Genomic DNA, 19,763 nt, shown 5'->3' with positions numbered 1-19,763 from the left:
CATAGCCCTCGGTACGTCCAGAGGCGCCAGTAAGTCTTCAATTGGCCTTATTTGCGTCAGACGGGACGGCCCGTTAAAAATCCGGTCAACATGATCCGATCGTAGGCCGATCTGTTCAGGCTTGAAGGAATAGAGGCTCCTTATTGATGCAACGCCATTACTCGTCACTCACGATTGCCGCTGCTTTTATCGGCGCAGCAGCCTTTGCCGGCGAAGCACAGGCACAACAACAGCGCGCACCCGGCGCCGGTGCGGGTTCAGGCCAGCAACTTCAGACGGTTCCGGGCGAATGGTTCAAAGTCTGCTCTAAGCAGGGTGAAAACGACATCTGCAACACCCAGTTCACGCTGGTCGCCGATACTCGCCAATTGATCACCGCATTGAACCTCATCGAGGTGTCGGGCCAGGTCAACCAAAAGGTCGTCCAGGCCGTGGTGCCGACGGGCCGGGTCATACCAGCCGGCGTTCAGGTAAAAATCGATGATTCCACCCCGGTGACATTGAACTATTCGGTCTGCTTCCAGGACCGGTGCATCGCCGAGGCCGAGTTGACTGGCGACCTCGTCAGCAAGATGAAGCGCGGTCAACAGATGAATGTCACTTCGATCAACTTCCAGCGCCAGCCGAACCCCGTGCCGATCACACTCTCCGGCTTTACGGCCGCTTACGACGGAGACCCGAAGGACGCTTCGGAAATTGCTTCGCGTCAACGCGAGCTCAACGAAGCCCTTCAGAAGCAGGCCGAGGATCGCCGCAAAAGGTTCGAGGCGGCTCAGAACGCTGCGAAGAATGCCGATGGCGAAGGTGGTGAAGCCGCCTCTCAGTAATACCTGAATGTTGCTCGAGGCGACCCAAGATCGTACGACAGCGGCGTATTGTTCCTATAGTGGGGCGGATTGTTGCCCGCCCCCCGCTAACCGCCCTGCCGCTCGAACGTGAGGTCGGAAACGACGACGTCTTCGCCGTCGATCCTTTCGGTAACGGTCATCAGGAATTGGCCTTCACCTTCGTTCTCGATTGTCATCCGTGCAGTGTCGTCGTCATAGATCACCTTGTTCCAGGTGACTTCCAGCTCAAGGCGGTCGCCATTTCGAGTGCCTAGCAATGTCGCTGGACCGCTTTTGGAACCCGTGTAGACGCCGCTGTATTCGCCGGTTTTCGGATCGACCTTCAATTCAGCGCCTATATCATTGCTGAGAACGAGCATGGCCGAGCATTCACCGGCGAGCTTGAACTCGTTCGCTGTCTCGACCGTTCCAGCCGTCTCACAGGAGACGTCAACGGGTTTCGGGAGCTGCTCGATTTGAACACGGCCGCCTCCTTCCCAATCACCGCCATAACGCTTGAGATAGGCTTGATCCTGGGCGTGTCCGTGGCTGGGCATTGCCAGGGCGAAAAGAATTGCACCGGCGGCGGCGGGGTTAAAAGACCTCATTCGTAATCCCTGTCGTTCGTTAACAGATGCGCCTTGAATGGACTGCACGAGAAAGTTCTCTGAAGTTAATGGCTTCCTCCGCACTTCCCATTCCAGATCCGGAACGACCCAGACCAAGCCACGTTGCCTCGACCGATAGTCACATTTTCAACAGGAGCATTACGGGCATGGACATCATCAGGATCATCTGCGCTATCATACTTCCCCCACTAGGCGTATTTCTGCAGGTCGGGCTGGGCAAGCATTTCTGGATCAATATCCTTCTGACCCTCCTCGGCTTCATTCCTGGCGTGATTCACGCGATCTGGGTGATTGGGAGATACTAAGCCAGCGAACATGCGGGCCGCAGTCCGCTTCGATAACGTGATGAGCCCGGCTCACCAAGCCGGGTTTTTCGTTGAAAGGGTTCTCAATTGCCGAGCTTCGAGCGCGAGCATCTGAATCTGAATTACATCGATGAGGGACCGGTCTCTGGTCAGGCTGTCCTGCTTGTTCACGGGTTTGCATCCTCGATCAAGTTCAACTGGATCGATCCGGGTTGGATCGAAACACTCACGGGCGCTGGCTACCGGACTATCGCCTTTGATCATCGCGGTCACGGCGCCAGCGACAAGCCTACCGACGAAGCCGCTTATACGCCGACCAAAATGGCTGAGGATGCATTTGGTCTTCTGGACCATCTCGACGTGAAGTCTACCGTCTTCTTCGGCTACTCGATGGGCGCGCGGGTCTGTGCCTTTGCCGCCCTCGCCCGCCCCGAGACAATCGACAAACTTATCCTCGGTGGCCTCGGCTATGGGCTCGTCTCGGGCGTTGGAGATTGGGACCCGATCGCAAAGGCTCTCCGCGCGCCGTCTATCGACGACGTCGACGATCCACGAGGCCAGATGTTCAGGGCGTTCGCGGACAGGACGAAGAGCGACCGCGAAGCGCTTGCGGCCTGCATCGCGCATTCGCGCCAAGAACTGACCGAAGAAGATGTCGGCAGGATCGAAGCGCAGACACTGATCGGCGTCGGTTCGAAGGACGAGATCGCAGGATCTCCCGATCGACTGGCCGCACTGATGCCCAAAGCTCAAGCGCTGACAATACCGAACCGCGACCACATGTTGGCGGTCGGCGATAAGGCGTTCAAGTCAGCGGTGCTGGAGTTTCTTTTAACCTGACTTACCGCACCGAGCGGCAGTTGGCACGACCAATCGGCCTTACAGGGCACACGGAGCGCCAATGGGCGGATGATTCGCCGCGCTTCTTCGTTCTTCAACGCCTTGAAACCTCCAATCGGCAACCGATCTTGCACTAACATGTCGAGCGCGCACAGCAGATCCGATGAAGCCATTGCGGAACGAGGTGGCGAGAAGCAAACGACCCCGATTCGAACGGCCTGGGTGCTCGGTCTCGGTGGATTGCTGCCTTTCGTGCTCCTGTCGGGCGTCCTCATCTACGGTGGAAACTCGACAATCGCGTATGCGACGATCGTCCTTGCGCTAAACGCCTATTCGGCGACAATCTTAGCCTTTCTGGGCGGAATTAGATGGGGGTTCGGTCTAAGGCCAACGGGCCACCAACGGCATGAGTTAATCCTCTCTGTCCTACCCTCGCTGGCCGGCTGGGTTCTAGTCATGGTGTCAGCGCCTTATGCTTTCGCCGGCTTTGCTCTCAGCTTCGCCGCCCAAGGCGCGTGGGACCTCATTTCCGTGCGACGTGGCAAGCTACCTTCGTGGTTCGGCCGGCTCCGGCTCGTCCTGACGCTCGTCGTCGTGATCTGCCATACCGGCGTCTTCCTCCGAACATTCTGACTTCGAATTTTGGAACGGACAGAACAGATCTCGACGAAGATTTGAGGCCTCGGCCAGAGCGAGCCGTAAGCTGGCATCTCTTCAAGCGCTTTATGCTTCGAATTCTACCAACGAAGCGAAGCCGACAGCCGTTGCCGCGCCAGCCGCATACCAAAATGCTTCCGCGGAAGCGCAGCGACGATCGCTTCAGCCCTCAATACCGCGGTTAAGACGTGGTTTCAGCCCATTCCCGCCACAACCGTTAACGAGTGGTTTCCAAAATTGTGCTCTCTATGCAACAGGGTGTGTCCGTACGGCCTGTTTGGGTTCGGTGTGGCATTTCTGTAATTGCGCGGAGAGGATGGATGGATATTGTCGACCCCAGAAAGACCGCGGGGACAAATCGCGCTGGCTTTCGTAGGGACGGGTAGAGAGGGGAAACCTCAAGGATATGCCCCAACCCATCTAAAATATGACTGGAGGTCAGGACATGAACATTAAGAGCCTTCTTCTCGGCTCCGCTGCGGCCCTCGTCGCAGTCACCGGCGCCCGCGCAGCGGACGTCATCGTACCGATGGCCGAGCCTGTTGAATACGTCCGCGTCTGCGACGTTTACGGCACCGGCTTCCACTACATCCCAGGCACGGAAACGTGCATGTCGATCAGCGGCTTCCTCCGTTTCCAGTACACGGTGAACGGCCCGATCGAAGATAGCTTCGGGAACGACTTCCTCGTCAACAACGAAGGGGATGACTACACGGCCGGTTTCGGTACCGAAATCCACCTCAACTTCGACGTTCGCGAAGAAACCGAGCTCGGCACGCTCCGCGCCTACATGACTCTCGAGAACAACTCGATGAGCTCCTACGGCTTCGACGGCAACTTCGATGCCGACAACGCCTACATCCAGCTCGGCGGCCTCACCATGGGCTACCTCGATTCGCTGTGGACGGAAGGCGACGGCTTCGCAACCGATACCGACCTTCCGGTCGGCGACTTCGAAGTCAACCGCGTTTCCTACACCTTCGCTGCTGGTGGCCTTGCTGCGTCCATCTCGCTCGAAGACGACGTCAGCGGCGATTTCGCTCCGAACGTAGTCGGTAAGCTCGGCTATTCGGGCGGCTTCGGCGGCTTCAATCTTTACGGTGTCTACGAAGAGTCGGTCCCGTTCGGTGCCGGTGGTCTGGCTGGACCCGTCCTGGTTTCGCCGTTCATTCCCGCGATTCCGGCAATCGGTGCTCTCCCTGCGGTTCCGGCCGTTCCTGGCGTTGCCACCTTCGGTCCGAACGTCAGCGAAGATGCGTTCGTTCTGAAAGCGAACCTGTCGCTTGAAAACCTGATCGCCGACGACTCCGAGCTGAAGTTCGAAGGTTCCTACGCTTTCGATCCTTCGACCTACTCGACGATCGGCTTGTTCAGCACTTCGATCGCTCCGGTCAACAACCTCAACACCGCCTTCGGTAACGTGCCGGTCGAATGGCAGATCGGCGCTGGCTACTCCCAGAGCTTCGGTAAGCTCGGCGTCGCCGTTGCTGGTGTGTACGGTGAGGTGTTCGACACCTTCTCCGTCCAGACCGTTGCTCCGTTCGATCGTATCCGGACTGGCGAATCGGACTTCTACAAGCTCGTTGGTAACGTTGGTTATGAAATCACCAACAACTTCGACATGCTTGCGGAAGTTTCCTACACCAACCTCGACATCGACGGCCGCAACGGCTTCGTCGACAACGAGATCGATCAGACCGCTGGCTTCCTTCGCTTCCAGCGGAACTTCTAATCCTTCGATTAGAACAGCATTTAGGAAGGGCTCGGCTTCGGCCGGGCCCTTTTTTTGTCGTCCCTATCTCTTTCGCAATTCTATTTGCCTGCTCGTGTCTTAAGAGAGATTCAGAGCCCGAGAATGCTCGCATTTGCCGAAGGCGGCTCCGGAAGCTATAAGCGAATTCGAAAATTGTGCAGTGCACGCGAGACGTACTCGCTCATTACAATGGGCGGTGGCTCTAGATGTCACGATTGGCGAGGTCCATATGACGAACTCCGACGACGACGTTTCCAGAAAGGGCCGGATTGGCGCCTCACCTGCGGCGAATGATTGGGATCCCGGCCCGGTGGCTGACCAGAAACTGTTCAATTCACTGAAGTCGCGTGTTCCGGCCCGCGAAGCCGCCGACGACGACCCTCTTGAGAACAAGCATAAAGGGCAAGCATATCGTCACGATTTTCGCACTCTAGACTACAAGCATCTCTCCAGGACCGAGGCCGAACGCGAAGCCGAACGCAAGCGTATCAAAGCGATGCACTCGACCTGGACGCCGAAGATCAAGCTGGGCAAGAGCGCTCCGCCCCTCAGCAGGGCTAAATTCGCCAGCTTCGGAGGCAGCACGATTTCCGTGGACGTGATACGGCTGGAGAAAGGCCAGCGTTCCTCGAACGGGCGTCCGCTCGACAACGACCCGGTTCAAGCGACACCGTCCATGACGATGACCGGAGACGGAGGGAATACAACCGCAAAAGCGCAGTTGGACGACGCACAGCTCAGCGGGAGCGTTCCTGTTGGGGCCGAGCCTCAGCTCCTAGCGGCGCCGCGCGAAGGGAAGGCTCCGGACTCACTCACCAATATCGATGGAATTGGCCCATCCCTTGAACGTCTGCTCTACGATATCGGCGTCTTCCACATCGAACAGATTGCAGGTTGGACGGGATCACAGGTTGCCTGGATCGAAAACGCACTCGGCTGCGAGCCAGGACGTATTGAGAAGGAAGGCTGGGTTCGCCAAGCAATCGGCCTCCTCACGCGATAGACGCTCATTCGAGGCGATTAGAGGGCGGTCGCAATTGTCGGCTTTTCCGACGCCGTTCCGTTCTCAACGTCTCTTATCTGCCGATATAACTGCAACGGGCTGCCGGCCGCCGAGCAACGCAAAGATCTCCGGCGACGCGTTATAGAGGAGCGTCTAGGCGAAGCAACTGCCGATCAGTTCCAAAAGCCTTGAAAATGGTGCTGCCGGAGAGATTTGAACTCTCGGCCTCTCCCTTACCAAGGGAGTGCTCTACCCCTGAGCTACGGCAGCATGGGCCTCGTGGGCGATACGATGAAGCCTATCCGGAAGAGGTTTCAGACAGGCCATTTCCGAGTCTACAATTACCGAATATCTGGCAGGAGACCGCTGGCGTGTGTCTCGGCATTTTGGGCTTCGCAGTCAAGAGCTAAATTTCTCAAACAGGGATAGCCATACAGCAAGCGGCCGTTCAGGCCGTTTTGGCGACAGGAATGGCCACACCTGCGGGAGTTTGCAGGCTGGTTATGGGTGTAAACGACGTGTTTTCATGCTAAGTAGATGAGCGTAGCTGTGTGATCGGTATCGATCATGCCGGATGCATTGCTGTGTTTGACGGGAACCTTCGCGTTAACCTATGCCTTGGCATCCAGACCGCCTTTTTCGACCATTATACGGAGACAACGACCATTCGCAGACCATTCCGTGCACCGCCGGCCCAGAAGGAGGGGCCACGCTCGAATCGCGAAATTCGCGTTCCGACGGTACAGCTCATCGATTCCGAGGGAGAGAACCGCGGACAAGTTGCGACGAGCGAGGCTCTAACACTTGCCGAAGACGCTGGCCTCGATCTTGTCGAGATCGTGCCCAACGCAAATCCTCCGGTATGTAAGATCCTCGATCTGGGCAAGCTGAAATACGAGAACCAGAAGAAGGCCGCAGAGGCGCGCAAGCGCCAGAAGACCATCGAGGTCAAGGAAGTGAAGATGCGGCCCAACATCGACGACCACGACTACGAGACGAAGATGAAGGCCGTCCGGCGGTTCTTCGACGACGGCGACAAAGTCAAGGTCACGCTTCGTTTTCGTGGACGGGAAATGGCGCACCAAGAACTTGGTATGCGGCTGCTCAATCGTGTTCGCGAGGAAACCAACGAGATTTCGAAAGTGGAAGCCGAGCCTAAACTCGAGGGGCGGCAAATGATGATGGTACTCGCGCCTCGTAGTTGAGGAGATGCTCGGAATCTGCGACTGGCTCCACTGTCTTCGCCCTCGAACGAGTTGTCGAGGCTGTTACAAAGCGAAGGCCAATCGAATTCCACGGAAAAGCGCATGGTGGCCGTTCACCATGCGCTTTTTCTACGACCGACTGCGAACGAAAGTTCGGTAGCACCTTGATGCACCTCAAAGGGAAGACTTGATGAGAAACGTCAGATACGAAATTCCGTCGGTGAACTAGCGCATCGCACTCCAGCTGTCTTGAATGCTGCCCTGTGTCGTTACGATAAAATGCGGTCGTGACACAGCAGGGTCGAAGTCGGATTGGGCTCTGACACGCCTGGCTTCGAAGCCAACAGAACCGATCTTGAAGGTGTAGGGACCGAAGAGTGCGTTATGCCCGTTGCCTGACAAGCGTTCGATCACATCGTCGATCTTTCGGCGCGAGCGGCGACCAAAAGCTGACGCCAGGTCGCCGTAGCAGAGAGGAAAAAACGTGTCCCGTTGGCTGAGCACCTGCTCCATCGCAGTGTTCATCACGAGGACCTTCGCGCGATCATCTACGAGGGCGACGCCGCAGGGCAGATGATTCCAGAGGCCCTCCAAACGCTTTCTTGCGCCAACAGGCATTGCTGCCTGATCATCTTCCGCACGCAGAGCATTCTCCGCATCAACTCGAATGCGGACTAGAAAAGCGGCTAAAACTGGCCGGTACGCTTCCCGGCTCCGATGTTCGAACCTGAGATGGAGACGGTGGAGCCGTCCACTAGCGCCCTCGCATGCGAGCTCGAACATGCAGCCGGCAGGATCATTGTCGCGGAAATAGAAAAGCGTTAGCCCCTCTTCCGACCGTTCTACAGTGGGACCAGCGCCGGGTACTACAACACCCATAGCGGCGAACTTCGATGTCGACCGGTAGACAGTCGGCATCGGTACGGAGTCGATCGTTACCGAGAGCCCGTCGAAGCGGGACTCCAGGTTATCTATTAATGTTTGCCACCCCGATCGGTCTATCGAAGAATATGCTAATAAACGCCTGTAAAGATCGGGGGACCCCGGAAATGGTACTCGCATGAGAATTCACCACTATCCGCCCCATCGGCATAGAACCATAATCCACCAAAACCGACAAGGCGCTTCTGACCAGTGAACTCCAAAAAATAATGATTATGCAACCTTAAATAACGACTCTACGCAATTTTTAGTTGTTTATTTATATCTCGCTGAACGATCTGCCGAAACAATGTGGCAAACTGGTCAGTCGATCGGCAACAAACTCACATTCCGGACAGCCGGATTTCAGTTTGATAGTCTGACAATTGTCGGTCAAGGCGAAGTTGAACGCCTGCTGCTGGAACGCAGTTTCCAGGGCCCCGTGGTATCTCCGTGCGATTAGGCTATAGGAGCAGAGAAGCCGAGCGAGCGACGCCAGCGTCGGATGAGAGTGGTCTTTCCATCTCAACGGTTGGGGCGTAGCTCGGCGAGCACTGACGATCAGGTAAGCCGTGCAGATATGCGAACGTATCAACGACCTCAGGTCCATTCTCACCAGCAGGCGCTCTGGCCGATCGATTGGGCTTGTGCCGACGATGGGAGCTCTTCATGCTGGCCACGAAGCGCTTATTCGCCACGCTAGGGCTACCGACCACACCCTCGTCGTCTCAATCTTCGTCAATCCGACCCAGTTTGGTGAGGGCGAAGACTTCGAACGCTATCCGCGCACGTTAGACGCAGACCTGGAGCTTTGCAGAATAGGCGGCGTCGACGTTGTCTTCATGCCGAGCGCTGACGAGATGTATCCCGAGCCGCTTCAGACCCATGTCGCAGTCGAACCCCTCGGAGACGATTTGATCGGCGCGGTTCGCCCGGGCCATTTCCGGGGCGTCGCGACAGTCGTCTGCAAGCTCTTCAACATCGTTCAGCCCGATCGTGCCTATTTCGGCCGGAAGGATTTTCAGCAGCTCGCCCTGATCCGCCGAATGGTGGCCGATCTGTCCTTCCCGATCACGATCGTCGGCGTACCTACGGTGCGAGAGGCGGACGGACTTGCCCTCTCCTCCCGAAACAGCCGGCTCGATCCGGATAACCGCCGAGCCTCGCTCGTCCTCCATCGCGCCCTGAAGCACGGCGGCAAGATGATCGAAGCGGGAGAAAGAGAACCCGAGACGGTGCTCTCGGCTATGCGATCCATCATCGAGGGTGAACCACTTGCTTCGCTTCGATCGCTGGACATCCGCACGGCCCGCCTTCTCCATCCCGTCGAACGATTCGGTGAAGAGAGCGTCGTCATGCTCGTCACGGCGCAATTCGGTCCGGTGCTCTTGATCGACCAGTTCGAGGCGCAACCTCCTTCGGGGAAGACACGGTCGGAGACTTGAGGATGAGCGCCGAAACGAGAACGAAACGCCGGACCGCACCGGACATCCGTGCAATGAAGGGCGGCGAGCCTATCGTGAGCCTCACCGCCTACAGCGCAGTAACCGCCCGTCTCGTCGAACCCCATGCCGATTTCGTGCTTGTGGGGGACAGTCTAGGGATGGTCGAGCACGGTATGGCATCGACCCTCTCCGTCTCCCTAGATATGATGATCATGCATGGCGCCTCTGTCGTTCGCGGCACGAAGGAGGCACTGGTCATTGTCGACATGCCGTTCGGCTCTTACGAAGCCAGCGAAGAGATGGCCTTTGAAAGCGCGGCGCGCATTTTGGGCGAGACCGGATGCGGGGCAGTGAAGCTGGAAGGCGGAGTCGCGATGGCCCCGACCATCCGGCATCTGACTGAGCGCGGCATTCCCGTCTGCGCCCATATCGGACTCACGCCGCAGGCGGTAAACATCCTCGGCGGATTCCGAAGCCAAGGCCACGACGAGGAGAGCCGAAAAAAAATCTTGAGCGATGCGAAGGCGGTCGAGGAAGCCGGCGCCTTCGCAGTCGTCGTCGAAGGCGTGATCGAACCGCTAGCCGTCGAAATTACCGATGCGCTGGCGATCCCTACCATCGGTATCGGGGCGTCCAATGCCTGCGACGGCCAGATTCTCGTCCTTGAGGACATGCTCGGATTGACGCCGCGGGTGCCGCGCTTCGTCAAGCGCTTCGGCGAGGTCGGGGCGGCGGTAGACGAAGCCGTCGCGAGCTATGCGCGGGAGGTGCGCAGCCGTGCATTCCCAGGCCCTGCCAACGTCTACAAGCCACGAGACTGAAGTGAAATGGTCGGCTCTTTTCAGAGCTTGAGCGGCAAGATGAACGGGGTGCCGGAAAACGCGTCGGCACCTCGTCCGATTGACTTGATCGCTTCCACCATGCGGCCCTCTCGCTCGAGAATCGTGTCGGCGAAACCCACGAGGCGCGCATTAGGCGTGGCGGTCGGCGCGCGAGCCCGCAACTCATTAGCGAGCGCGAGTTCGTCGAGATCTGGATTGATCGACATAGCGAGGATGTAGGCAGCGGCGGTCGAGCGGCTGATCCCTGCAAAGCAATGTACGACCAGCGGTTTTTCCCGGCTCCAACGACTGCCGAAGCCAATGAGATCGCGCACGTGGCTTTCCTGCGGTGGCAGCATGCCTTCGACCGGCTCGACGATGTCATTGAAACCAAGAAAGAGATGGCGTTCGACAGGGATCGTCATGGGCCGCGAGACTGGCGTATCGGCGTTGATCAGCGTGACGAGATCGCTCGCGCTGTGTGTGTCAACGGTCGTACCCATTTCGGCGAGTGAGGAGACGACGAGATAACTCAAGATGGAGTAGCTCCTGACCTGCGGCGATGATTTGAGAAACGCTCGGAATTACCGGCACGCAGTTCTAGATCGAGGGTTTCGAAGCGACCGAGAAATGCCAGTTCCATCTCCTTCGCGGGGCTGGGTTCGAACCGTTCCCCAAACTCCGCGTCGACCGTCACGCCTCCGAAAAACATGTTCGCCTCGGCGACGGAAAAGCCGGCGAGGCGTACAGCCTCCTCACGTGCCGAAACTTTATCCGCCGCCTTGATTTGCTTCTCGATCGCCGATGGCAATTCGGGGGGCAACCCGAACCGAATATGAATCGCAGCCTGCAGCCGATGCTCCACCGCTTTGTAGTCGATTCCGAGCACCGCCTTGAAGGGTGAAATCATGTCGCCGATTACGTATTCGGGCGCATCGTGCAGAAGCGCGGCAAGCCGCCAGCGCGGGTCGGAGATGCTCGCCGCAACGATTTCCTCGACTATGAGGGAATGCTGAGCAACGGAAAATGCATGATCGCCGAGTGTCTGGCCGTTCCAGCGTGCGACACGCGCAAGGCCATGGGCGATATCGGCGATCTCGACATCGAGCGGCGAAGGATCGAGAAGATCGAGCCGGCGCCCCGACAGCATGCGCTGCCAGACACGCGTCGGACGGTGAGATTTAGGTGTCGCCACGCCCTAAGCCTCGCCTGCAACGTCATCCGCCGTCGAGGTGGGCAGCGAATATCCCGCCCATGAGGGGATCGTCAGTTCGATCGGCACCCCGTCGATAGCAAGCGCTGCGCCGCTTTTGAGGATGGATGCCAGCTTGTCAGTCCTAACGACGGCGATGCCGAAGCGCTCGCTCGCAGCGAGCAGAGTGCCGATCTTGGCTTCGCCGCTGGTCACGTTCGCGCCCTCCGTCAGGTGGCGCTCGCCACTTGCCAGCATCAGTCGCCGGCGCGCGGTCCCGCGATGCTGCATGCGCGAGACGACCTCCTGGCCGACATAGCAGCCTTTTTTGAAAGAAACGCCGCCGTTTTGGTCGAGCAGCACGTCATGCGGGAACATGTCGGCCTGCGGGAAATCAGTCTCGGCTTCCGCGACGCCCGATCGGAGGCGCAGGGTTCGGAACGTCGCGGCATCTGCCGCCTCGCCCGCGTCCGTCGGTTCGCCATACAGTCGGTAGACTGGGCCTCCGCCAAAGCGCTCGTCGCGAACGGCCCCGCTCGGCGTCTCGCCCGCCTCCCAGAGCGCGAAGACCGGCTCGTCAGCGGGCTCGACCAAGACTTTAGCACGAAGCTTGTAGAGCGTCAGGCGCTTGGCGAGCGCATCGCGAATCGCCGCAGCACATTCGATGCGGTATCCATCCTCGGTCTTCGAGACGAGAAAATCGAACAGGATCTTGCCTTGAGGCGTGAGGAGTGCTGAGGGCCTGGCGACGCCCTTCGGCAGCGTGGCGGTTTCGGCGGTCACGAGGTTTTGGAGAAACGTCCCCGCATCGCTGCCGCTCAGGCGGAGGACAGCTCTGTCTTCGAGCTGAGCATAGGGCATTTTGTGTCTCAAATCTTCTAAGTCGCGACCGGGCTTCGATGCCGGTTCTTGTTTGCGAACTGGCACCTAGGTATCCCCGACAATGGCTGGAAACAAGCGAGGGCACGCCGATGACCGCGATCTACGACATGATCCTGAAGAGCGGCACTGTCGTAAATCAGGACGGCATCGGCGTACGCGACATCGGTATTCTCGACGGGACGATCGCCGCTATCGGCAGCGTTGACGAGACGACGGCGGACGAGGTGATCGACTGCACTGGGCTGACGGTCCTTCCCGGCGTCATCGACAGCCAGGTTCATTTCCGCGAGCCCGGCAACGAGCACAAGGAAGATCTCGAAAGCGGGTCGCGGGCGGCTGTCCTCGGCGGCGTCACCTGCGTCTTCGAGATGCCGAACACCAATCCGCTGACCACCAGCGAGGAGGCGCTCGCGGACAAGGTCCGCCGTGGCCGCCATCGCATGCATTGCGATTTCGCGTTCTGGGTGGGCGGCACGCACGAGAATGCGGCCGACGTCGCCGAACTCGAACGGCTTCCTGGCGCGGCTGGCATCAAGGTCTTCATGGGCTCCTCCACTGGAAAGCTACTTGTCGAGGACGATGAGGGTGTGCGCCGGATCCTGAAGAACACCCGGCGCCGCGCCGCGTTCCATTCCGAAGACGAGTATCGTCTGCGCGAACGGATGAGCATGAGGGTCGACAACGACCCCTCCTCCCATCCGATCTGGCGCGACGTCCACGCAGCAGTCCAGTGCACGGACCGTCTGGTCGGCATCGCCGAGGAGACCGGGGCGCGCATTCACGTCCTGCATATTTCGACTGGCGAGGAGATTGCCTATCTCTCGAACCGCAAGCGCAACGTCACCTGCGAGGCGACCCCGCACCATCTCACCCTGACGGCGGACGACTACGCAACTCTCGGCACCAAGATACAGATGAACCCGCCGGTGCGCGAAACCCGCCACCGCGAGGCGATTTGGGGCGGTATCCAGTCCGGAGTTATCGACGTACTCGGCTCGGACCACGCCCCCCACACCCTCGATGAAAAGGCGATGGCTTATCCGGGATCACCCTCGGGAATGACAGGAGTCCAGACGCTGGTGCCGATCATGCTCGACCACGTCGCCAATGGGCGCCTTTCCATCCAACGCTTCGTCGACCTGACCTCGGCCGGCCCGCAGCGCATTTTCGGCCTCGCTCGGAAGGGTCGGATCGCACTTGGCTACGATGCCGACTTCACAGTCGTCGACCTTAATCGGCGTCAGACGATCACCGATGGCTGGATCGGCTCGAAGTCGCAGTGGACGCCCTATGATCAACGCCGGGTCACAGGCTGGCCCGTGGGCACAGTCGTTCGCGGCAAGCGCGTCATGTGGGAAGGCGAGATCACCATTCCGTCGACCGGCGAGCCGGCCGAGTTCGTCGAAACACTAAGACCGCTTTCTTAAAGATGCTTTCGATCCGGAACGCGGCCGGTGGCATCCTACCCTGACTTGCGCCGCCACGACGAAGCGGAACGCGCGACAGGCTCACCCAAAACTCGAAGCGGAGAAAGATCCATGTTCGTCTCGCCCGATCTGCTGGACGGCGTCCTGAAAGGCACCGTCCTCGCCGCTCTCGGTCTCGCCCTCGTCATCGTCATCGTGCGGTTCGTTGGGCTCCGGTCCTTCTCCAAAATGACGTCCTTCGATTTCGTCATAACCCTCGCCCTAGGCTCGCTTCTCGCGACCGTCGCGACCGTCTCGTCCTGGGGAAGCTTCCTGCAGGGATGCTTCGCCATCATCGTGCTGATGGCGCTTCAGGTGCTGATCGCGGCGACACGAGATCGCAGCAATCGGATCAGTCGCTATCTGATGAACGATCCGGTTCTGCTGATGAAAGACGGCGAATTCTTCGACGACGTGATGAACAGTCGGCGCGTGTCGCGGGACGACGTTCTCGGCAAGCTGCGTCAGGCAAACGTGACCGATTTCGACTCCGTGAAGGCGGTCATCATGGAAACGACCGGCGATATCAGCGTCCTCCACGGCGCTTCGAAAGTCGACCCGCGCCTCCTCGATGACGTTGTTGGACGCAGGCATTTCGAGACCTTTGACGGGGATCGCTCAGAGCGAACCCCCGTGTCGTAAGAGTGGGCGAACGTCATGCGACCGGGTCGCGCGACTTCCTTTCACTTTCGAGGCGAAAGACGACGCCCGAGGGCGCGAAATCGAGTTGCGCCTTCCCGCCGAAATAGGATGCGACCACCCGCTTCATCAACTTCGAACCAAAGCCAACCCTTGTCGGCGATTCGACCGCGGGACCACCGCTTTCTCGCCAATCTAACGCGAAGCGCCCGGCTTCCTGCGTCCACGCAACGACTACATGACCTTCCGTAGTCGAAAGCGCACCATATTTCGCGGCATTCGTCGCCAGTTCGTGCAGACCCAGCGACAAGCCGAGGGTCTCCTGCGAGTCCAGCATGATCGGGGGGCCCGAGATGTCGAACCGTCCCTCTCCTGGCCTATGCGGCCCGAGGGCTATCTCGACGGCATCGCGGATATCGACGCATTCCGTGCCCTGCGAAAGAAGCACTTCCTGTGCCCGGGCGAGCGCAGAAACCCGAGTCGTTATCGCTTCCTGCAACGTCTCGACATCGCGCGACTGACGAATCGTCTGCGAGACGATCGCCTGCACCATTGCGAGCGAATTCTTCATGCGATGGGCCATCTCGCGCGCGATCTCGCTCTGCCGCTCCACGGCGAGCCGGTGCTTCTCCTCAAGCTTCAATGCATCCGAAAGCGCCTCCTCGCGTTCGGCGAGCGACCGGCGCAGTTCAAGTTGCGTTCGCGCCTGCCTCGCCAGCAGCTTAAGCGTCCGGCCCTGATTCTCATTAAGGGTCCTTGGCTTCAAGTCGAAGACGCACACGGTGCCGATGGGAATGCCGTCCGGCGTCTCGATCGCCGCACCGGCGTAGAAGCGCAGTTTCGGATCGTCGACGACGAGCGGATTGTGTTGGAAGCGAGGGTCCTTGCTGGCGTCCGGAATGATCGTCAGGTGCTCCTGCAGGACCGCGTGGCGGCAAAACGAAGTCTCGCGCGGCGCTTCCCGGCGGCCAGCGCCTACCTCGGCCTTGAAGAAATCGCGATGCTCGTCGAGAAAACTGACAAGCGCAATGGGCGCCTCGCACACCTCCGAGGCAATCTGCGCGAGATCGTCGAACTCGTCCTCCCTGGGGGTGTCTAGGATGTGATAGCGCGCGAGCGCGGCGGCTCGGGCCGATTCGAACGCGGTTCTATAGATCACGAGCGACACTCACATCGTCACAGGGAAGAAACCCTCGCTCAATAACAGCTCGTTAGAGGTTGCAACAGCTTCCAAACGCCTTGCCGGACGGTTTCCTGCCCGATATAGGACCGGCCACCTCCCTCCCTTAATCAGCAAGGAATGAACGATGGCGATCGAACGCACCTTTTCGATGATCAAACCAGATGCAACCCGCCGGAACCTGACCGGGGCGATCGTCAAGATGCTTGAGGATGGCGGGCTTACCGTAATCGCCTCTAAACGCGTCTGGATGAGCCGTCGCGAGGCCGAAGGCTTCTATGCGGTCCACAAGGAGCGTCCGTTCTTCGGCGAACTCGTTGAGTTCATGTCGTCAGGTCCGACAGTCGTTCAGGTGCTCCAGGGCGAGAACGCGATCGCACGCAACCGCGAGATCATGGGCGCGACAAATCCGGCCGACGCGGCCGAGGGCACGATCCGCAAGGAATTCGCCCAGTCGATCGGCGAGAACTCGGTTCACGGCTCGGATGCGCCCGACACCGCGTCGGAAGAAATCGCCTACTGGTTCTCCGAGACCGAAATCGTCGGCTGATATCGAGGACTTCGGCAGAAAACGAAAAAAGGCAGTGCGACGACCGCACTGCCTTTTTCGTGTCGCGCGAAACTTCGTCGATCAGTCGAGATACTGCCCGCCGTTCGCGGTGATCGTCGAACCGGTGATGAAGCCGGCGTCGTCGGAGGCGAGGAAGGCAACGCAGCGCGCGATCTCGTCCGGTTCGCCGAGACGGCCGACCGGAATCTGCGGCAGAATCTGCTCGTTCATGACCTTTTCCGGAATCGTCGCCATCATCTGCGTATTGATGTAGCCCGGCGCTACGACGTTGACGGTGATGCCCTTCTTGGCGCCTTCCTGCGCCAGTGCCTTGGTGAAGCCGATATCGCCGGCCTTGGCGGCCGAATAGTTTGCCTGGGCGAACTGACCTTTCTGACCATTCACCGAAGAGATCGTGATGATGCGGCCGAAGCCGCGGTCACGCATGCCCGGCCAGACCGGATGGGTCATGTTGAAGACGCCGGAAAGATTGGTTTCGATCACCTGCTGCCACTGCTCAGGCTTCATTTTGTGGAACGGCGCGTCGCGCGTGATGCCGGCATTGTTGACGAGGATTTCGATCGGGCCGAGATCGGACTCGACCTTCTTAATGCCTTCGGCGCATTCTTCATACGAGCCGACGTTCCATTTGTAGACCTCGATGCCGGTCTCGTCCTTGAAAGCCTTGGCCTTTTCGTCGTCTCCCCCATAGGTCGCCGCGACCTTGTTACCGGCTTCCTTCAACGCCTTGGCGATCGCGGCCCCAATGCCCCGCGTTCCACCGGTCACGATAGCAACTCGACCCATGTCATTTCCTCCCGATAGTCTTCGTTTGCCGCCGGACGCACCGTGAGCGCAGTCTCCGACCCCGATTATCAACCTAGCGAGGCTTCGTTTGCTGGCTACCCCTCAGCAAGGGCCAATCGACATCCGCCGAGCTGGCCAGCTACTGCTGCTAAAATTGTGTAGACCTTCTTGGCGAATGGACAGATCCCAATCGTTTAGCCGCCTCCGGTAGCTGTCAGCGCAAGGAGGTCTAGGTTTGAAATAACCGAACGGTCCTCAAAGCTGGAGAGGAAAGCTATGGATGGTGACACGTCCGATCGCAAACAACTGATAGCAAACGAGATCAACCGGATTGACGGTCATCCGCCCTCGTCGGAAGATCCGTCGAGCAAGCACGCCAAGATGTCGGCCAACCCCTATCGTTTCCTGAGAGGCTCGGTTCAGCTTTTCTACAACGATCTCTCGACCGGCCTCCTCACGCTCCCGGCTCCTTTTACCGAGACCGTCAAGCTTACCGGCGTCATGGGCGACTGCCATGCATCGAATTTCGGGTTCGTGACGGAAAAGGGTTCAGGCGGCGGATTGATCATCTTCGCGCCGGACGATTTCGACGACGCCTGCATGGGCCATGCGGGCTGGGACATCTGCCGCTTTCTCGTCAGCCTCTATCTATCCGTCGATCTAGCCCAAGGCATTCTCGATCGACGTTACAAGACTGGCGACTATGACGATCTGGAAGGCCTCAAGGCGCCCGACGAGGAAGAGACCCGTGTAGCAGTCAAAGCCTTCCTCAAAGCTTATCGCAAAAAGCTGACGAAGATCATCGACGATCCGTTACATCGGCGGAAGGTCCTGAGCCATTTCAAGAAGGGACACGTCCTGCGCAAAGCGCTCAAGAAAGCCGAAAAGCGCTCGATCGGGGGCAAGAAGTTCGAAACGAAGTCGAAGCTTGGGAAGGCGGTTGTCGCGGACGGCGCCGAACTGAAGTTTCGAGACAAACCCGGGCGGCTCCAAAGGCTCAGTGAGACCGAAGAAGCGGAAGTACGAAGCCATTTTCGCAAATTTGTGGGTGACGAGATACTGGACGTGGTCGAACGAATCGGCCAAGGCACCGGCTCTCTCAACGTCAAACGCTACTACCTGCTCATTGGTCCGCAAGGCGCCTCGACGACATCGGAACTGCCGCTTTGTCATCTGGTCGAGATCAAGCAGCAGCGCCATGCAGCGCCGCTGCACTTCTTCCCGGACATCGATCCGCGCAATGAACTCGATCCCGCCCATCTGACCGTGGCTGTCCAGCGGCTCATGCAGCGCGAGCCCGATCTTCTACTGGACGACGCCGAATGGTTCACCGAACACTGGCTGATCCGCTCACGCCACCACGCCTCTGTGAGCCTTGATCCCGAGGAGGTTTGTCTCGACGAGGACGATCCGGGTAAGCGGCTAAAACAGTATGCCAAGGCCTGTGCCAAGGCGCTCGCCCATGCCCATTCACGCACCGACCATCGCTCCATCCGGTTCGAGACCATGCTCGCTTCTGCAATCGAGGAAGCGGGCGATGCCCTGGTGGAGACCGCCGAAGCCTATTCGCGGCAGGTGATCGAGGACTGGGCCATTATGAAAGAGATGACGGGGATCGATCCGAGCCCGAAGCATTGAGACAAGCGCGTCTCTTTAAGCTTCATCACTCCAGCGGCTTGAGCCCGGCTTCGATCTCTGCGCGACGAGGCTCCAGGAACGGCGGCAGGGCGAGGCTCTCGCCCATGGTTTCCAGCGGTTCATCGGCCTCGAAACCGGGCCCATCAGTCGCGATCTCGAAGAGTATGCCCGCAGGAATACGGAAATAGAGCGATCGGAAATAAAAGCGTTCGACCTCCCCGCTCGAGGGCACGCGATACTCGCGAAGCCGCTCGGTCCAGGCCGTAAGATTGGCTTGATCGGACGTGCGGAAGGCGACGTGATGGACTCCGCCGCGCCCCGGCCGCACCGTTGGCAGTTCTGGCTCCACTGCAACGTGGAGCTCGGTCTCCGAACCGCCGCTGCTCATCACGAAAACATGGATGGTTCGCCCGTCATCCTCGTAGTTGCGCACTTTCCCCATGTTCATCACGCGCGTCAGAACCGCTTCGGTGGGAGCGAGCTCGGCGACGGAAAGCGAGATTGAACCAAGGCCATGGATCTGGTGTTCGACGGGAATGTCGCTTGTCGGGCGCGCAGCTCCATTCGGGCCCTCGCTGTCCACAACGAGACGAAGACGCTGACCTTCGGGATCCTCGAAATCCATAACCGTGCGGCCGTCGACCTCACGCGGCTCGGCCACCAGGACGCCGGCACCCGACAGCCGCTCCTGCCAGAACGGGATCGATTCCGCGTTCAAGATCCTGAAACCGGTTCGCGAGACTGACCCGCTGCCGCGCTTTTCCGGCGCGGCCGGCCAGTCGAAAAAGGTGATGTCGGTTCCGGCTGAGCCTTTCTCGTCGGCATAAAAGAGGTGATAAGCGCTTGTATCGTCCTGATTCACCGTCTTCTTCACCAGCCGCAGACCCATAACGTCGCGGTAGAACCGCAGATTTCCGGCCGCATCCGCGGTAATCGCCGTCAAATGGTGGAAGCCGAGCAGCTTGAGATCCATGAGAGTACCTCCTTTTCGCCTTCAAGATGC

21 protein-coding genes and 1 tRNA gene are annotated in these 19,763 nt (G+C 59.1%); 13 read left to right on the top strand and 9 right to left on the bottom strand.

What is annotated here, in order from left to right; translation table 11 throughout:
- Nucleotides 1-146 precede the first annotated feature (146 nt).
- Nucleotides 147-827: an invasion associated locus B family protein gene (locus FP2506_RS03685; protein WP_007066047.1), complete on the top strand. Its 681-nt coding sequence runs from the start codon at nt 147-149 to the stop codon at nt 825-827.
- Nucleotides 828-913: 86 nt separating this feature from the next.
- On the opposite strand, the gene FP2506_RS17875 is transcribed toward FP2506_RS03685, so the two are convergent.
- Nucleotides 914-1,552 (bottom strand): hypothetical protein, encoded by a 639-nt coding sequence (locus FP2506_RS17875; RefSeq protein ID WP_148227459.1) that lies wholly within the window; start codon nt 1,550-1,552, stop codon nt 914-916.
- 50 nt (nt 1,553-1,602) lie between these two features.
- On the opposite strand from FP2506_RS17875, the gene FP2506_RS18285 reads away from it, so the two are divergent.
- The 5 genes from FP2506_RS18285 to FP2506_RS17870 all read left to right on the top strand — a co-directional run bounded on the left by FP2506_RS18285 (nt 1,603) and on the right by FP2506_RS17870 (nt 6,014).
- Nucleotides 1,603-1,761: a YqaE/Pmp3 family membrane protein gene (locus FP2506_RS18285; RefSeq protein ID WP_007066045.1), complete on the top strand. Its 159-nt coding sequence runs from the start codon at nt 1,603-1,605 to the stop codon at nt 1,759-1,761.
- Nucleotides 1,762-1,848: 87 nt separating this feature from the next.
- Nucleotides 1,849-2,601 carry an alpha/beta fold hydrolase gene (locus tag FP2506_RS03670; RefSeq protein ID WP_007066044.1) on the top strand — a complete coding sequence of 251 codons (753 nt, stop codon included), beginning with the start codon at nt 1,849-1,851 and terminating at the stop codon, nt 2,599-2,601.
- 138 nt (nt 2,602-2,739) lie between these two features.
- On the top strand, nt 2,740-3,234 hold the full coding sequence (locus FP2506_RS03665; protein WP_007066043.1) for a DUF3429 domain-containing protein: 495 nt from the start codon (nt 2,740-2,742) through the stop codon (nt 3,232-3,234).
- A gap of 469 nt (nt 3,235-3,703) precedes the next feature.
- Nucleotides 3,704-4,990, top strand: a complete 1,287-nt coding sequence (locus FP2506_RS03660) for a porin (RefSeq protein WP_007066042.1) — start codon at nt 3,704-3,706, stop codon at nt 4,988-4,990.
- Nucleotides 4,991-5,240: 250 nt separating this feature from the next.
- Nucleotides 5,241-6,014: a hypothetical protein gene (locus tag FP2506_RS17870; RefSeq protein ID WP_148227457.1), complete on the top strand. Its 774-nt coding sequence runs from the start codon at nt 5,241-5,243 to the stop codon at nt 6,012-6,014.
- Nucleotides 6,015-6,209: 195 nt separating this feature from the next.
- Here the strand turns inward: FP2506_RS17870 and FP2506_RS03650 are convergent.
- Nucleotides 6,210-6,284 (bottom strand) — tRNA-Thr (locus FP2506_RS03650).
- A gap of 395 nt (nt 6,285-6,679) precedes the next feature.
- Here FP2506_RS03650 and infC point away from each other — a divergent pair.
- Nucleotides 6,680-7,219, top strand: a complete 540-nt coding sequence (gene infC / locus FP2506_RS03645; protein WP_040489363.1) for a translation initiation factor IF-3 — start codon at nt 6,680-6,682, stop codon at nt 7,217-7,219.
- Nucleotides 7,220-7,444: 225 nt separating this feature from the next.
- Here the strand turns inward: infC and FP2506_RS03640 are convergent, their stop codons facing one another.
- Nucleotides 7,445-7,744, bottom strand: coding sequence for a hypothetical protein (locus FP2506_RS03640; RefSeq protein ID WP_156414004.1), 300 nt, complete (start codon nt 7,742-7,744; stop codon nt 7,445-7,447).
- Between the two features lie 968 nt (nt 7,745-8,712).
- On the opposite strand from FP2506_RS03640, the gene panC reads away from it, so the two are divergent.
- Nucleotides 8,713-9,585: a pantoate--beta-alanine ligase gene (gene panC / locus FP2506_RS03635; protein ID WP_040488885.1), complete on the top strand. Its 873-nt coding sequence runs from the start codon at nt 8,713-8,715 to the stop codon at nt 9,583-9,585.
- 2 nt (nt 9,586-9,587) lie between these two features.
- Complete coding sequence (gene panB / locus FP2506_RS03630; RefSeq protein WP_007066035.1) at nt 9,588-10,406, top strand: 3-methyl-2-oxobutanoate hydroxymethyltransferase; 819 nt, start codon at nt 9,588-9,590, stop codon at nt 10,404-10,406.
- 20 nt (nt 10,407-10,426) lie between these two features.
- Here the strand turns inward: panB and FP2506_RS03625 are convergent, their stop codons facing one another.
- Genes FP2506_RS03625 through ygfZ form a run of 3 tightly spaced genes read right to left on the bottom strand, consistent with a single transcriptional unit; the run spans nt 10,427 to nt 12,459 of the window.
- On the bottom strand, nt 10,427-10,942 hold the full coding sequence (locus FP2506_RS03625; protein WP_007066034.1) for a tyrosine phosphatase family protein: 516 nt from the start codon (nt 10,940-10,942) through the stop codon (nt 10,427-10,429).
- On the bottom strand, nt 10,939-11,556 hold the full coding sequence (locus tag FP2506_RS03620; protein ID WP_007066033.1) for a YfbR-like 5'-deoxynucleotidase: 618 nt from the start codon (nt 11,554-11,556) through the stop codon (nt 10,939-10,941). The genes FP2506_RS03625 and FP2506_RS03620 overlap by 4 nt, the downstream gene beginning before the upstream one ends.
- A 48-nt stretch (nt 11,557-11,604) precedes the next feature.
- The gene (gene ygfZ / locus FP2506_RS03615) at nt 11,605-12,459 is read right to left on the bottom strand and encodes a CAF17-like 4Fe-4S cluster assembly/insertion protein YgfZ (protein ID WP_007066032.1); all 855 of its coding nucleotides are present in this window, start codon (nt 12,457-12,459) and stop codon (nt 11,605-11,607) included.
- Between the two features lie 110 nt (nt 12,460-12,569).
- On the opposite strand from ygfZ, the gene FP2506_RS03610 reads away from it, so the two are divergent.
- On the top strand, nt 12,570-13,907 hold the full coding sequence (locus tag FP2506_RS03610; protein ID WP_007066031.1) for a dihydroorotase: 1,338 nt from the start codon (nt 12,570-12,572) through the stop codon (nt 13,905-13,907).
- Between the two features lie 111 nt (nt 13,908-14,018).
- Nucleotides 14,019-14,588 (top strand): DUF421 domain-containing protein, encoded by a 570-nt coding sequence (locus tag FP2506_RS03605; RefSeq protein ID WP_007066030.1) that lies wholly within the window; start codon nt 14,019-14,021, stop codon nt 14,586-14,588.
- A 13-nt stretch (nt 14,589-14,601) separates the two neighbouring features.
- On the opposite strand, the gene FP2506_RS03600 is transcribed toward FP2506_RS03605, so the two are convergent.
- Nucleotides 14,602-15,744: an HWE histidine kinase domain-containing protein gene (locus tag FP2506_RS03600; protein WP_040489361.1), complete on the bottom strand. Its 1,143-nt coding sequence runs from the start codon at nt 15,742-15,744 to the stop codon at nt 14,602-14,604.
- Between the two features lie 148 nt (nt 15,745-15,892).
- Here FP2506_RS03600 and ndk point away from each other — a divergent pair, with 148 nt between their 5' ends.
- Nucleotides 15,893-16,315: a nucleoside-diphosphate kinase gene (gene ndk / locus FP2506_RS03595; RefSeq protein WP_007066028.1), complete on the top strand. Its 423-nt coding sequence runs from the start codon at nt 15,893-15,895 to the stop codon at nt 16,313-16,315.
- 81 nt (nt 16,316-16,396) lie between these two features.
- Here the strand turns inward: ndk and phbB are convergent, their stop codons facing one another.
- A complete protein-coding gene (gene phbB, locus FP2506_RS03590; RefSeq protein ID WP_007066027.1) occupies nt 16,397-17,122 on the bottom strand; it encodes an acetoacetyl-CoA reductase in 726 nt (241 codons plus the stop codon).
- A gap of 276 nt (nt 17,123-17,398) precedes the next feature.
- On the opposite strand from phbB, the gene FP2506_RS03585 reads away from it, so the two are divergent.
- Nucleotides 17,399-18,760: a DUF2252 family protein gene (locus FP2506_RS03585; RefSeq protein ID WP_007066026.1), complete on the top strand. Its 1,362-nt coding sequence runs from the start codon at nt 17,399-17,401 to the stop codon at nt 18,758-18,760.
- Between the two features lie 25 nt (nt 18,761-18,785).
- Here FP2506_RS03585 and FP2506_RS03580 read toward each other — a convergent pair whose 3' ends face one another.
- Complete coding sequence (locus tag FP2506_RS03580) at nt 18,786-19,733, bottom strand: ring-cleaving dioxygenase (RefSeq protein WP_007066025.1); 948 nt, start codon at nt 19,731-19,733, stop codon at nt 18,786-18,788.
- Nucleotides 19,734-19,763 lie beyond the last annotated feature (30 nt).

It is taken from the genome of Fulvimarina pelagi HTCC2506 (genome assembly GCF_000153705.1).
Lineage (GTDB): Bacteria > Pseudomonadota > Alphaproteobacteria > Rhizobiales > Rhizobiaceae > Fulvimarina > Fulvimarina pelagi.
The sequence above is the reverse complement of the archived record's forward strand: the minus strand, read 5'-3'. Positions and strand labels throughout refer to the sequence as shown.

Excerpts from the sequence above, each read along its gene's own strand:
- FP2506_RS03605 (WP_007066030.1), top strand. The coding sequence starts at position 14,019 with ATGTTCGTCTCGCCCGATCTGCTGGACGGCGTCCTGAAAGGCACCGTC.
- FP2506_RS03585 (WP_007066026.1), top strand. The coding sequence starts at position 17,399 with ATGGATGGTGACACGTCCGATCGCAAACAACTGATAGCAAACGAGATC.
- FP2506_RS03640 (WP_156414004.1), bottom strand. The coding sequence starts at position 7,744 with ATGAACACTGCGATGGAGCAGGTGCTCAGCCAACGGGACACGTTTTTT.
- FP2506_RS03610 (WP_007066031.1), top strand. The coding sequence starts at position 12,570 with ATGACCGCGATCTACGACATGATCCTGAAGAGCGGCACTGTCGTAAAT.
- FP2506_RS03620 (WP_007066033.1), bottom strand. The coding sequence starts at position 11,556 with ATGCTGTCGGGGCGCCGGCTCGATCTTCTCGATCCTTCGCCGCTCGAT.
- FP2506_RS03665 (WP_007066043.1), top strand. The coding sequence starts at position 2,740 with ATGTCGAGCGCGCACAGCAGATCCGATGAAGCCATTGCGGAACGAGGT.
- ndk (WP_007066028.1), top strand. The coding sequence starts at position 15,893 with ATGGCGATCGAACGCACCTTTTCGATGATCAAACCAGATGCAACCCGC.
- FP2506_RS03580 (WP_007066025.1), bottom strand. The coding sequence starts at position 19,733 with ATGGATCTCAAGCTGCTCGGCTTCCACCATTTGACGGCGATTACCGCG.
- FP2506_RS03685 (WP_007066047.1), top strand. The coding sequence starts at position 147 with ATGCAACGCCATTACTCGTCACTCACGATTGCCGCTGCTTTTATCGGC.
- FP2506_RS18285 (WP_007066045.1), top strand. The coding sequence starts at position 1,603 with ATGGACATCATCAGGATCATCTGCGCTATCATACTTCCCCCACTAGGC.
- ygfZ (WP_007066032.1), bottom strand. The coding sequence starts at position 12,459 with ATGCCCTATGCTCAGCTCGAAGACAGAGCTGTCCTCCGCCTGAGCGGC.
- FP2506_RS03660 (WP_007066042.1), top strand. The coding sequence starts at position 3,704 with ATGAACATTAAGAGCCTTCTTCTCGGCTCCGCTGCGGCCCTCGTCGCA.
- panB (WP_007066035.1), top strand. The coding sequence starts at position 9,588 with ATGAGCGCCGAAACGAGAACGAAACGCCGGACCGCACCGGACATCCGT.
- FP2506_RS17870 (WP_148227457.1), top strand. The coding sequence starts at position 5,241 with ATGACGAACTCCGACGACGACGTTTCCAGAAAGGGCCGGATTGGCGCC.
- phbB (WP_007066027.1), bottom strand. The coding sequence starts at position 17,122 with ATGGGTCGAGTTGCTATCGTGACCGGTGGAACGCGGGGCATTGGGGCC.